Source organism: Pseudomonas sp. AAC (assembly GCF_000725445.1).
In the GTDB taxonomy this organism is placed as follows: Bacteria; Pseudomonadota; Gammaproteobacteria; order Pseudomonadales; family Pseudomonadaceae; genus Pseudomonas; species Pseudomonas citronellolis.
The window spans coordinates 481,093-493,513 of record NZ_KL647100.1 but is presented as its reverse complement, the minus strand read 5'-3'; the positions used below and the strand labels follow the sequence as shown (position 1 = coordinate 493,513).

Sequence of the window (12,421 nt, the reverse complement as noted above, 5' to 3'; positions counted from 1 at the left end):
GTCATTGGTGCCGGTTACCGTGATGGTCAGGGTACTGCCACTGGTAGCCCCCTGGTCATCGGTAACAACTACCGGAATGCTGATGACCTGGGTTTGTCCCGCAGCCAAGTGCTGGTAAGCGGCATTGCTGGCATCGAAGGTCCATTTGCCGTCCTGGTCCAGGGTGAAGCCGGCGGGGAGGGGGCTGTCGGAGCCGAATTGCAGCTGGGCGCCCTGGTCGGCGTCGCTGGCCTGCAGTTGGCCGTTGATCTGACTGTCTTCGTTGACGGCGGCATTGGTGGCCTGGGCCACCGGCGCATCATTGCTGCCGGTCACGGTGATGGTGATGGTCTGCGGATCGCTCAGCGCACCGCTGTCATCCTTGGCCTGGTAAGTGAAGGTGACGTCACGGCTGACACCAGCCGGCAGGCTGTCGAAGTCCTGGCCCGGATCGAAGCGATAGCTGCCATCGGGGTTGAAGGTGAGTGTGCCGTTACCAGCGCCGACATCGTTGGTCAGCTGGTAGCCGACGATGCTTCCGTCGACATCGCTAGCAGCCGGAACCTGGCCATTCAGCACATCGTTCTCGGCGGTAGTCGCGCTGCCCGCCTGGGCGACCGGCGCGTCATTGGTGCCGGTGACGGTAATGGTCAGGGTGCTGGAGCTGCTGGCGCCCTGGTCGTCGGTCACCACCACCGGGACGACGATCACCTGGGTCTGGCCTTCGCCCAGGTGCTGATAGGCCGGGTCCTTGCCGTCGAAGCTCCAGTTGCCGTCGGGCTGCAGGGTGAAGCCGGCGGGGGCCTTGCCGTCGACGCTGAAGGTCAGGCTGCTGCCGGTGTCGGGGTCGCTGGCGGCGATCTGGCCGGTGAGTTGCCCGTCCTCGGTGACCTGGGCCTGGGCGTTGCTGGCCTGCGGCGTGTCGTTGGCGCCCTGGATGTCGATGTCGATCACCCGGGTATCGCTGGCTCCGGACGGGTCGCGGACGGTGACGGTGAAGCTGTCCTGCGGATGCTGGCCTGCCGGCAGGGCGTTCACCGCGGCGGCGTCGACCACGTAGACGTAGCTGCCGTCAGGACTGACCGTGAGCTGGCCGAAGGCGCCCTTGGCGCTGCCGCTCCAGGTCAACTGGTCGCCGTCGACGTCGCTGGCCTGCAGCTGGCCCTTGATGTCGGCGAAGCTGTCGTTGGCCGCTGTGTCGACCAGGGTGGCGCCGTAGCTGCCGCTGGCCACCGGGGCGTCGTTGACTGCGCTCACGCCGATGTCGACGGTCAGGCTGCTGGACGCGCCGCGGTTGTCGGTGACCGTCACCACGAAGCTGTCGGCGCCGTTGTAGTCGGGGTTGGGCAGGTACTGCCAGGTGCCGTCGGCATTGACGATCAGGCTGCCGTTGGCCGGGCCCCGGGCGAGGGAGTAGGTGAGGCTGTCGCCGTTCGGGTCGCGGGCCTGGAAGGCGCCTTGCAGCAGGGTGTCCTCGGCGGTGCTCAGCTGCAGGCCGGCGAGGGCGTTGCCCTGGTCGTCGACGAAGCTGGGCGCGAGGTTCGGCTCCTGCTCCTGCTGGCGTTCGCCGCCGCCCTGGCCGGCAGCGCCCGGGCCGCTGGTGGCGTAGCCGATGCTCGGGTCGACGTGGCCGCCGGTTTCCTCCAGCAGCACGAAGCTGTGGCCGCCGCCGGCCGGGCCGCTGCCACCGGCGCCGGCGCTCGGGCCGGCCGCGGTGGGGGCGAGGGTCTGGGTCGGGTCGGCGCCGGCGGCGATGGCTTTCTGCAGTTCCTCGGCGCTGGCCGTGACGGCGGGCTGGGCCGGCGCATGGGGTGCCAGTTCGCTGGCGCTCAGCTGGCTGTCGCGGCCCAGGTCGAGCACGCGGCCGTCGGGCAATTGCAGGGCCACCGCGCCGGCGTCGCCGGTCTGCACCAGGTCGCCTAGGAACAGGCGGTCGCCCTCGACCAGCACCCGCCGCTGCCCCTCGGCGGATACCACCAGCACTTGCCCGATGACGCTTTTCACCACTGCGACGACGCTGCTCATTGCACTTCTCCCCTGAGGCGGATGCTGGCGTGCCGGCCGGGTCGCGGCCGTGATTGCGGCGCGCCAGGTGGCATTCCCTTGTCGATTGGAGCTGTAAAACTGGCGTCAACTAATTGGCTTAATGAGTTTTCGCGATTAGGTTTATGCCAATCTATTGACCATTTCCGAGGCATCCTAAACAATTGGCAAAACGATGTCACTGTGATGTCAAAGAGCCCCGCGAAAAAATTTCCAACGGGGTTCCGGGCACCAGTGACCTCCTCACGTGCAGCGCATTCGCCGGTCCTCCGATGCCACCCCTGGGTACACGAATCGCTGTCCATATCCCTGCGATAAGGATGTTCAAACCATGCGTTTGCGTTTCGTGCCTCTGTTGCCTCTCGCGCTCTATTGCGCGGCCCCGGCCCATGCCACCACCCTGAACGAAGCCATGCAGCGCGCCATGGACGTGCACCCGGAGATCCAGGCCGGGGTGAACAGCCGCCTGGCCGCCGACCAGCAGCTGCGCGCCGCCCAGGGCGGCTACCTGCCTTCGGTCGACCTCACCGCCGGCTATGGCCGCGAGGGCGCCGACAACCCCACCACCCGCGGCGAGGGCGACCACTGGCGGACCATGAACCGCGGCGAGTCGGCGCTGAGCCTGCGGCAGATGGTGTTCGACGGCTTCGCCACCTCCAGCGAAGTGGGCCGCCAGAAGGCCACGGTGAACTCCCGCGCCTATGCGCTGCTGGGCACCGCCGAGCGCACCGGGCTGGAAGTGGCGCAGGTCTACACCGACGTGCTGCGCCGCCAGGAGATGGTCCGCCTGGCCGAGGAGAACCTGAAGAGCCACCAGCGCATCTACGACCAGATCAGCCTGCGCAGCGCCCGCGGCGTCGGCCGCCTGGCCGACCAGGACCAGGCCGAGGCGCGCCTGGCCCAGGCGCGCAACAACCTGCTCACCGAGCAGACCAACCTGGCCGATGCGCGCACCAACTACCTGAGCGTGGTCGGCGCCGAGCCGCTGGAGTTGAGCGAGCCGGCCGGCCTGCCGGGCCTGCTGCCGCAGGACCTGCAGGACGCGCGCCGGCAATTGCTGGAGAACAGCCCGATCCTGCGTTCGGCCGAGTCCGACGTGGCCGCCGCCGAGAAGCAGTACGAAGCGGCCAAGGCGCCGTTCTACCCGCGCTTCGACGCCGAGCTGTCGCGCAATGCCGACAACAACCTCTCCGGCGACCCGGGCCACAACAACGATTGGCAGGCCATGCTGCGCATGCGCTACAACCTGTTCGCCGGCGGCAGCAACAAGGCCGAGCTGCAGTCCAAGTCGTACCTGGCCAACCAGGCCCTGGACGTGCGCAACAACGCCCTGCGCCAGCTCAACGAGGAACTCGGCCTGGCCTGGAATGCCCTGGCCAACGCCCGCGATCAGCTGCCCATCGCCCGCCAGTACGTGGACTACAGCAGCCGCGTGCGCGAGGCCTACCAGAAGCAGTTCAGCATCGGCGAACGCACCCTGCTGGACCTGCTGGACAGCGAGAACGAACTGTTCAACGCCTCGCGCCGCCTGGTCGACCTGCGCTACACCGAGCTGTTCACCCAGTACCGGGTGAAGGCCACCCTGGGCGAGCTGCTCAAGAGCCAGGGCGTGGTCGCGCCCCTGGCCAGCGTGGCCAGCGAAGACGTCAAACCCCAGGTGCAGCTGCCCGGCCTCAACTGAGCCGGCCGCGCGCCCAACCCTCCCGGAGTAGCCCCGCGTGGATCAGGAAACCAGCCGAGTCCCCTTGAGTCGTGATCCGCGCGTCCTGCTGGACGACCCCCTGCTGGACAGCCTGCTGAGCCTCTGCGCGCTGCACCGCAAGCCGGCCAGCCGGGCCATGCTCACCAGCGGCCTGCCGCTGCCCGGGCAGCGCCTGTCCGCTGAGCTGCTGCCGCGCGCGGCGGCCCGCGCCGGCTTGCAGGGGCGCCTGCTGCAGCGGCCGCTGGAGCGGATCCCGGCCATCGCGCTGCCGGCCATGTTGCTGCTGCGCGAAGGCCGCTGCGCCGTGCTGCTGGGCTGGGACGCTGGCGGCGAGGCGCGCCTGCTGCTCAGCGAGAGCGACGGCGGCGAGGTGCGGGTGGCCCGCGAGCTGCTGGCCGAGGACTACGCCGGCCAGGCCTTCTTCGCCCAGCCGCAGCACCAGCACGACCTGCAGCACGGCGAGATGATCCCCCGCGCGCGGCGCTGGTTCCGCGACACGCTGCTGCGCTCGCGCTGGCTGTACGTCGACGCGGTGGCGGCCAGCCTGCTGATCAACCTCATCGCCCTGGCCGCGCCGCTGTTCGTGATGAACGTCTACGACCGCGTGGTGCCCAACCAGGCCGCCGCCACCCTGTGGGTGCTGGCCGTCGGCATCAGCGGCGCCTACCTGTTCGACCTGCTGCTCAAGACCTTGCGTGGCCTGTGCCTGGACCTGGCCGGCAAGAAGACCGACCTGATCATCAGCGCGACCCTCTTCGAGCGCATCGTCGGCATGGACCTGAAGCAGCGCCCGGCGCGGGTCGGCAGCTTCGCCCAGAACATCCACGAGTTCCAGACGCTGCGCGACTTCCTCGCCTCGCTGACGCTGACCAGCCTGATCGACCTGCCGTTCACCCTGCTGATCCTGCTGGTGATCGGCATCATCGGCGGGCCGCTGGTGTTCGTCCCGCTGTTGGCCTTCCCGCTGGCCGCCGGCATCGGCTGGCTGCTGCAGAAGCCGCTGGTGGAAACCATGAACCGCACCATGGCCCTGGCCGCCGAGCGCCAGTCGAGCCTGATTGAGACCCTCGCCGGGCTCGACGCGGTCAAGGTCAACAACGCCGAGAGCGAGCGCCAGTACCTGTGGGAGCAGACCATCGGCACCCTCGGCCGCCTGGAATTGCGCGTCAAGCTGCTGTCCAGCCTGGCGATGAACCTGACGTTGCTGATCCAGGCCCTGGCCGGGGTGGTGATGATCATCGGCGGCGTCTACCTGATCATCGCCGGCGACCTCAGCATGGGCGGCCTGATCGCCTGCTACATGCTTAACGGCCGCGCCCTCGGCCCGCTGACCCAGCTTTCCGGGCTGATCCAGCGCTACCAGCAGGCGCGCCTGACCATGCACAGCACCGACCAGATGATGGCCCTGGAACAGGAGCGCAACAGCAGCGAGCGCCCGCTGAGCCGCCAGCAACTGCGCGGCGGCATCGAGCTGCGCCAGCTGAACTTCGCTTACCCGAACCAGCAGGTCGAGGCGCTGCACGACATCAACCTGGTGATCCGCCCCGGCGAGAAGGTCGGCATCATCGGCCGCAGCGGCTCGGGCAAGAGCTCCCTGGCCAAGCTGATCGTCGGCCTGCACCGCGCCGACAGCGGCAGCCTGCTGGTGGACGGCGTCGACACCCGCCAGTTGGACGTCAGCGACCTGCGCCACAACATCGGCTACCTGCCCCAGGACATCAACCTGTTCAGCGGCAGCCTGCGCGACAACCTGGTGGCCGGCGCGCGCTACGTCGACGACGAGACGGCGCTGCGCGCCGCCGAACTGGCCGGGGTGCACGAGTTCGCCCGGCTACACCCGCAGGGCTATGAACTGCAGGTGGGCGAGCGCGGCCTGAACCTCTCCGGCGGCCAGCGGCAGAACGTCGCCCTGGCCCGCGCGCTGCTGCTGGACCCGCCGATCCTGCTGCTCGACGAGCCGACCAGCTCCATGGACAACGCCGGCGAAGAACTCCTGAAGCAGCGCCTGCAGCCGCTCATCGCCGACAAGACGCTGCTGCTGGTCACCCACCGCGCCTCCATGCTCAGCCTGGTGGAGCGCCTGGTGATCGTCGACCGCGGGCGGATCATCGCCGACGGGCCGAAGGACGTGGTGCTGGACGCATTGAAGAAGGGGCAGATCAGTGTCGCTTAATCCGTTCGGCCTCTTCGGCCAGTCCATCCGCGGCTATTTCCGCGGCAGCGAAGACCTTTCCGGGCAGCCGCTGCCGGAAGTCAGCAAGGCCCTGGTGGAGGACGCCCCGCGGGTGGTGCGCCTGACCATCTGGGCGCTGGTCGGCTTCGCCCTGTTCCTCGGCCTGTGGGCGCACTTCGCCGAGATCGACGAGGTGACCCGCGGCGAAGGCAAGGCGATTCCCTCGTCCAAGGTGCAGAAGATCCAGAACCTGGAAGGCGGCATCGTTTCGCAGATCTTCGTCCACGAAGGCCAGGTGGTGCAGGCCGGCGAATCGCTGATGCGCCTGGACCCGACGCGCTTCCAGTCCAACGTCGGCGAGACCGAGGCCGACCGCCTGGCCATGTTCCTGCGCGTGGAGCGCCTTTCCGCCGAGGTGGAGGACCGCGAGCTGCGCATCCCCGACGACGTCCGCGCCAAGGTCCCGGGCCAGGCCGGCAGCGAGGAGGCGCTGTTCCAGAGCCGCCAGCAGCAGCTCAAGGACGAGGTCGCCGGCCTGGAGCAGCAACTGGTGCAGAAGCAGCAGGAGCTGCGCGAGTTCGCCTCCAAGCAGGCGCAGTACCGCAACAGCCTGGAGCTGCTGCGCCAGGAGATCGCCATGTCCGCGCCGTTGGTGGGGCAGGGCGCCATGTCCCAGGTGGAGCTGCTGCGCCTCAAGCGCGCCGAGGTGGAGAACCGCGGCCAGCTGGACGCCACCAGCCTGGCCATCCCCCGCGCCGAGGCGGCGATCAAGGAAGTCGAGCGCAAGGTCGCCGAGACCCGCGCGCGCTTCCGCAGCGACGCGCTCAAGGAACTCAACGAGGCGCGCACCGACCTGAGCAAGGCCGAGGCTACCGGCAAGGCCCTGGAGGATCGCGTCAATCGCACCCTGGTCACCTCGCCGGTGCGCGGCATCGTCAAGCAGCTGCTGGTGAACACCATCGGCGGGGTGATCCAGCCGGGCAGCGACCTGGTGGAAATCGTCCCGCTGGACGACACCCTGCTGGTGGAAGCGCGCATCCGCCCGCAGGACATCGCCTTCCTGCACCCCGGGCAGAAGGCCATGGTCAAGTTCACCGCCTACGACTACACCATCTACGGTGGCCTGCCGGCGGAACTGGAGCAGATAGGCGCCGACACCGTCACCGACGAGGACGGCAACAGCTTCTACCTGATCAAGCTGCGCACCCGCAAAAGCCACCTGGGCAGCGACGAGAAACCGCTGCTGATCATCCCCGGGATGGTCGCCAGCGTGGACATCATGACCGGCAAGAAGAGCATCCTCAGCTACCTGCTCAAGCCCATCCTGCGGGCGCGGGCGGAGGCTTTGCGGGAGCGTTGAGGCATAACCGCTGGCGACGCCGGCATTTTCGTAGGAGCGAGCTTGCTCGCGAACGGAGTTCCCCGGTGGCTGCGGTGTATTGGGTTGACCCTGTTCCCTCTCCCCAACCCTCTCCCTGAAGGGAGAGGGGGCTAGTCCGTGCCGAGAGGATGCCTGGTTTCAGCCGGCAATTACGGTGCTAGCCGGCTGACTCCAGAACATTAGCGTCTGCCCAACGGTCCTTTCTCCCTTCAGGGAGAGGGCGCTCTTCGTGCTCTTCGAATGCTCCCGCCCTTCAACTCCCACATGACCTCAGCCCGGCTCCTGGCAAACATCCACCCAATCAGCCTCGACCAGGCTCGCCAGGCGCTCCGGGGCGATGCGCACGGCGCTGTGCAGGGCGCCGGCAGCCGGCAGCACTTCGTCGAAGGCGCGCAGCGACACGTCGCAGTACACCGGCAGCGGGCTGGCCAGGCCGAAGGGGCAGACGCCACCCACCGGGTGGCCGGTGAGTTCCACCACTTCCTCGGCGCCGAGCATCTTCGCCTTGCCGCCCAGGGCTTCCTTGAGCTTGCGGTTGTCCAGGCGGGCGTCGCCGCGGGCGACCACCAGCACGGTGCGCTCGCCCACCCGCAGCGACAGCGTCTTGGCGATGCGCCCCGGCTCCACGCCGTGGGCCTCGGCGGCCAGGGCGACGGTGGCGGTGCTGGTGTCCAGTTCGATGATGGCGATGTCGGGGGCCTTCTCGGCGAAGAAGGCGCGGACCGATTCCAGGCTCATGCTGGGGCTCCTTGCTCGGGGTTTCTCGGGAACCGGCCAATCTAGGGCCTCGGGCGGCGGGCGTCCAGCCTGGCGGGTGCGTTCGTCGCGCCGGCTTGCCCGGTCGCCGGGCCTGTCTATCGTTCTTCCTGTTTGCCGCCACCACCGCCCAGGCGCTGCCGACGAACGGTCTGCGCTGTTGTCGATTGCGCCCCGCGCGCATCGACTACCAGGCAGAGCGGGGCAGTGGGCCCACTCGACTTCACGAGAAGAGGAGAACCACCATGCGCTTCATGGCGATAGTCAAGGCCACCGCGGATTCGGAGGCCGGCGTCATGCCCTCGGAAGAGCTGCTGACGGCCATGGGCAAGTTCAACGAGGAGTTGGTCGCCGCCGGGGTGATGCTCGCCGGCGAAGGCCTGCAGCCCAGCTCGAAGGGCGCCCGGGTGCGTTTCGACGGCGCCTCGCGCACGGTCGTCGACGGCCCCTTCGCCGAGACCCGCGAGCTGATCGCCGGCTTCTGGCTGCTGCAGTGCGATTCGCTGCAGGAATGCATCGACTGGATCAAGCGCTGCCCCAGCCCCTTCGACGGCCCGTCGGAGATCGAGATCCGCCAGGTCTTCGAGGCCGAGGACTTCGGCGCCGAATTCACCGAGGAACTGCGCGAGCAGGAAGAACGCCTGCGCGCCCGCATCGCCGGCCAGGACTGAGCCGGCAGGAGACTCCAGATGAAAATCCAGGCCTACCTGATCTTCGACGGCAACTGCGAGCAAGCCTTCACCCGCTATGCCGAGGTGCTCGGCGGCAAGCTGCCGATGCTCATGCGCTTCAAGGACGCCCCGGACATGGGGCAGATTCCAGCCGACGCCGCCGACCGCGTGATGCACGTGCGCCTGGAGGTGGGCGACCAGGTGCTGATGGGCTCGGACAACTGCCCGCCGATGCCCTACGAGGGCACCAAGGGCGTGTCCGTCTCCCTGCAGGTGGACAGCAAGGCAGAAGCCCGGCGCATCTACGAGGCCCTGAGCGAAGGCGGCCAGGTCACCATGGAACTGCAGCAGACCTTCTGGGCCGCCGCCTTCGCCATGTTCACCGACCGCTTCGGGGTGCCCTGGATGATCAACTGCGAGCAGGACCGCTGATAGGCATATGCCTCCACCGTAGGAGCGCGCCATGCGCGATCGCGGGCATGGCCCGCTAGCGCACGAACGATCATGGCTTTTCGTAGGATGGTGTTGAGCGAAGCGATACCCATCAGCGCAACCGCATGGGTTTCGCAAGCTCAACCCATCCTACGAACAGCGCCTCGGCGCGGCCTGCAAGACAGTTTCTCCTGCGGGTCCCTGGTCATTTTCGTGGTTTGGGCGGTAGGGGCCTGTAGGTTGGAATTGTTCGATAACCGCACCGATAGTCGATAATCGCATTGTTTGGCCCCCGGCCCCGGCGCTACTGTCTTGCCCATCGGCATCCACGGATGCCCTGGACCCCAAGACGAGACCGACAATGGCTGAACTCCTGACCCTGCGCGAAGCGGTCGAGCGTTTCGTGAACGACGGCGATACCGTCGCCCTCGAAGGCTTCACCCACCTGATCCCCACCGCCGCTTCCCACGAACTCATCCGCCAGGGCAAGAAAGACCTGCACCTGGTGCGCATGACTCCCGACCTGGTCTACGACCTGCTGATCGGCGCCGGCAGCGCCCGCAAGCTGACCTTCTCCTGGGGCGGCAACCCCGGCGTGGGCTCGCTGCACCGCCTGCGCGACGCGGTGGAGAAGGGCTGGCCGCAGCCGCTGGAGATCGACGAGCACAGCCACGCCGACCTGGCCAACTCCTATGTGGCCGGCGCCTCCGGCCTGCCGTTCGCGGTGCTGCGCGCCTACGCCGGCTCCGACCTGCCGAAGGTCAACCCGAACATCAGGTTCATCAACTGCCCGTTCACCGGCGAGCAGCTGGCCGCCGTGCCCTCGGTGCGCCCGGACGTCACCGTGATCCACGCGCAGAAGGCCGACCGCAAGGGCAACGTGCTGCTGTGGGGCATCCTCGGCGTGCAGAAGGAAGCCGCCCTGGCCGCCAAGCGCTGCATCGTCACCGTGGAAGAGATCGTCGACGACCTCAACGCGCCGATGAACGCCTGCGTGCTGCCGACCTGGGCGCTGTCCGCCGTCTGCCACGTGCCCGGCGGCGCGCACCCGTCCTACGCCCACGGCTACTACGAGCGCGACAACCGCTTCTACCAGGCCTGGGACCCGATCGCCCGCGACCGCGAGACCTTCACCGCCTGGATCGACACCTACATCCGCGGCACTAAGGATTTCGCCGAGTTCCAGAAGAAAATCGCGGAGGGCAAATGATGAGCGCCTACAGCACCAATGAAATGATGACCGTGGCGGCCGCCCGCCGCCTGAAGAACGGCGCGGTCTGCTTCGTCGGCATCGGCTTGCCGTCCAAGGCCGCCAACCTGGCGCGCCTGACTTCCTCGCCGGACGTGGTCCTGATCTACGAATCCGGTCCCATCGGCGCCAAGCCCAGCGTGCTGCCGCTGTCCATCGGCGACGGCGAGCTGGCCGAAACCGCCGACACCGTGGTGCCCACCGGCGAAATCTTCCGCTACTGGCTGCAGGGCGGGCGCATCGACGTCGGCTTCCTCGGCGCCGCCCAGGTCGACCGCTTCGGCAACATCAACACCACCGTCATCGGCGACTACGACAAGCCGAAGGTGCGCCTGCCCGGCGCCGGCGGCGCCCCGGAGATCGCCGGTTCGGCCAAGGAAGTGCTGATCATCCTCAAGCAGTCGCACCGCACCTTCGTCGACAAGCTGGCCTTCATCACCTCGGTCGGCCATGGCGAGGGCGGCGACCACCGCCAGCAGCTCGGCCTGCCCGGCAAGGGCCCGGTGGCGATCATCACCGACCTGTGCATCATGGAGCCGGAGGCCGGCAGCAACGAATTCATCGTCACCTCGCTGCACCCGGGCGTGAGCCGCGAGCAGGTGATCGAGAACACCGGCTGGGCCATCCGCTTCGCCGAGCAGGTCGTCGAGACCGTGGCGCCCACCGAGGTCGAGCTGCAAGCCCTGCGCGCCCTGGAAGCCCGCACCGCGGCCGCCCACGGCCAGCAAGGAGGTGAGGAATGAGCCGCGAGGTCTACATCTGCGACGCCGTGCGCACGCCCATCGGCCGCTTCGGCGGCGCGCTCTCGGCGGTGCGCGCCGACGACCTGGCGGCCACCCCGATCAAGGCCCTGGTCGAGCGCAACCCGCAGGTCGACTGGGCGCAGCTGGACGAGGTCTACCTCGGCTGCGCCAACCAGGCCGGCGAGGACAACCGCAACGTCGCGCGCATGGCGCTGCTGCTGGCCGGCCTGCCGGAGAGCATCCCCGGCGTGACCCTCAACCGCCTCTGCGCCTCGGGCATGGACGCGGTGGGCACCGCCTTCCGCGCCATCGCCAGCGGCGAGATCGAGCTGGCCATCGCCGGCGGCGTGGAGTCCATGTCCCGCGCGCCCTACGTGATGGGCAAGGCGGACAGCGCCTTCGGCCGCGGCCAGAAGATCGAGGACACCACCATCGGCTGGCGCTTCATCAACCCGCTGATGAAGGCCCAGTACGGCGTCGATGCCATGCCGCAGACCGCTGACAACGTCGCCGACGACTATAAGGTCAGCCGCGCCGACCAGGACGCCTTCGCCCTGCGCAGCCAGCAACTGGCCGGGCGCGCCCATGCCGCCGGTTACTTCGCCGAGGAAATCGTCCCGGTGGTGATCAAGGGCAAGAAGGGCGAGACCGTCGTCGACACCGACGAGCACCCGCGCCCGGACACCACTCTCGAAGCCCTGGCCAAGCTCAAGCCGGTCAATGGCCCGGACAAGACCGTCACCGCCGGCAACGCCTCGGGCGTCAACGACGGCTCGGTGGCGCTGATCCTGGCTTCCGCCGAGGCGGTGAAGAAACATGGCCTGAAACCCCGCGCCAAGGTGCTGGGCATGGCCAGCGCCGGCGTCGCCCCGCGGGTGATGGGCATCGGCCCGGTGCCGGCGGTGCGCAAGCTGCTGGAGCGTCTGAACCTGGCGGTGAGCGACTTCGACGTCATCGAACTGAACGAGGCCTTCGCCGCCCAGGGCCTGGCGGTCACCCGCGAACTGGGCATCGCCGACGACGACGCGCGGGTCAACCCCAACGGCGGCGCCATCGCCCTCGGCCACCCGCTGGGCGCCAGCGGCGCCCGCCTGGTCCTGACTGCCGTGCACCAGTTGGAAAAAAGCGGCGGCAAGCGCGGCCTGTGCACCATGTGCGTGGGCGTGGGGCAGGGCGTTGCGCTGGCTGTCGAGCGCGTCTGAATGGTCGTCACTCCCGGTAGGATGGGTGGAGCGCAGCGATACCCATCTTCCTGGCAAAATCCCCGACGCCCGCCCCGAGCGGGCGTCGTT

The 12,421-nt window shown here is 68.4% G+C and carries 10 protein-coding genes; 8 read left to right on the top strand and 2 right to left on the bottom strand.

The window, feature by feature from the left end; genetic code table 11:
* Window positions 1-2,004: retention module-containing protein (locus FG99_RS25570; RefSeq protein ID WP_043272927.1), on the bottom strand; the 2,004-nt coding region annotated here is incomplete at its 3' end.
* A 349-nt stretch (window positions 2,005-2,353) separates the two neighbouring features.
* On the opposite strand from FG99_RS25570, the gene FG99_RS25565 reads away from it, so the two are divergent.
* The 3 genes from FG99_RS25565 to FG99_RS25555 are packed head-to-tail and all read left to right on the top strand — an operon-like array spanning window position 2,354 to window position 7,257.
* Window positions 2,354-3,703, top strand: coding sequence for a TolC family outer membrane protein (locus FG99_RS25565; protein ID WP_043272926.1), 1,350 nt, complete (start codon window positions 2,354-2,356; stop codon window positions 3,701-3,703).
* 37 nt (window positions 3,704-3,740) lie between these two features.
* Complete coding sequence (locus tag FG99_RS25560; protein WP_043272925.1) at window positions 3,741-5,897, top strand: type I secretion system permease/ATPase; 2,157 nt, start codon at window positions 3,741-3,743, stop codon at window positions 5,895-5,897.
* Window positions 5,887-7,257, top strand: coding sequence for an HlyD family type I secretion periplasmic adaptor subunit (locus FG99_RS25555; RefSeq protein ID WP_009622249.1), 1,371 nt, complete (start codon window positions 5,887-5,889; stop codon window positions 7,255-7,257). The genes FG99_RS25560 and FG99_RS25555 overlap by 11 nt, the downstream gene beginning before the upstream one ends.
* Before the next feature lie 291 nt (window positions 7,258-7,548).
* On the opposite strand, the gene FG99_RS25550 is transcribed toward FG99_RS25555, so the two are convergent.
* Entirely contained in the window at window positions 7,549-8,016 is a 468-nt protein-coding gene (locus FG99_RS25550) for a YbaK/EbsC family protein (RefSeq protein ID WP_043272924.1), read from the bottom strand.
* 263 nt (window positions 8,017-8,279) lie between these two features.
* On the opposite strand from FG99_RS25550, the gene FG99_RS25545 reads away from it, so the two are divergent.
* The 5 genes from FG99_RS25545 to pcaF all read left to right on the top strand — a co-directional run bounded on the left by FG99_RS25545 (window position 8,280) and on the right by pcaF (window position 12,331).
* Window positions 8,280-8,705 carry a YciI family protein gene (locus FG99_RS25545; RefSeq protein WP_043272923.1) on the top strand — a complete coding sequence of 142 codons (426 nt, stop codon included), beginning with the start codon at window positions 8,280-8,282 and terminating at the stop codon, window positions 8,703-8,705.
* Between the two features lie 18 nt (window positions 8,706-8,723).
* On the top strand, window positions 8,724-9,137 hold the full coding sequence (locus FG99_RS25540) for a VOC family protein (RefSeq protein WP_043272922.1): 414 nt from the start codon (window positions 8,724-8,726) through the stop codon (window positions 9,135-9,137).
* A 361-nt stretch (window positions 9,138-9,498) separates the two neighbouring features.
* Window positions 9,499-10,347, top strand: coding sequence for a CoA transferase subunit A (locus FG99_RS25535; protein WP_043272921.1), 849 nt, complete (start codon window positions 9,499-9,501; stop codon window positions 10,345-10,347).
* A complete protein-coding gene (locus FG99_RS25530) occupies window positions 10,347-11,129 on the top strand; it encodes a CoA-transferase subunit beta (RefSeq protein ID WP_024128759.1) in 783 nt (260 codons plus the stop codon). Before FG99_RS25535 ends, FG99_RS25530 begins: the two co-directional genes overlap by 1 nt.
* Window positions 11,126-12,331 (top strand): 3-oxoadipyl-CoA thiolase, encoded by a 1,206-nt coding sequence (pcaF, locus tag FG99_RS25525; RefSeq protein ID WP_043272920.1) that lies wholly within the window; start codon window positions 11,126-11,128, stop codon window positions 12,329-12,331. The genes FG99_RS25530 and pcaF overlap by 4 nt, the downstream gene beginning before the upstream one ends.
* Window positions 12,332-12,421: the final 90 nt, after the last annotated feature.

Coding starts and splice junctions, on each gene's coding strand:
- FG99_RS25565 (WP_043272926.1), top strand. CDS start 2,354: ATGCGTTTGCGTTTCGTGCCTCTGTTGCCTCTCGCGCTCTATTGCGCG.
- FG99_RS25550 (WP_043272924.1), bottom strand. CDS start 8,016: ATGAGCCTGGAATCGGTCCGCGCCTTCTTCGCCGAGAAGGCCCCCGAC.
- FG99_RS25545 (WP_043272923.1), top strand. CDS start 8,280: ATGCGCTTCATGGCGATAGTCAAGGCCACCGCGGATTCGGAGGCCGGC.
- FG99_RS25540 (WP_043272922.1), top strand. CDS start 8,724: ATGAAAATCCAGGCCTACCTGATCTTCGACGGCAACTGCGAGCAAGCC.
- FG99_RS25535 (WP_043272921.1), top strand. CDS start 9,499: ATGGCTGAACTCCTGACCCTGCGCGAAGCGGTCGAGCGTTTCGTGAAC.
- FG99_RS25530 (WP_024128759.1), top strand. CDS start 10,347: ATGAGCGCCTACAGCACCAATGAAATGATGACCGTGGCGGCCGCCCGC.
- pcaF (WP_043272920.1), top strand. CDS start 11,126: ATGAGCCGCGAGGTCTACATCTGCGACGCCGTGCGCACGCCCATCGGC.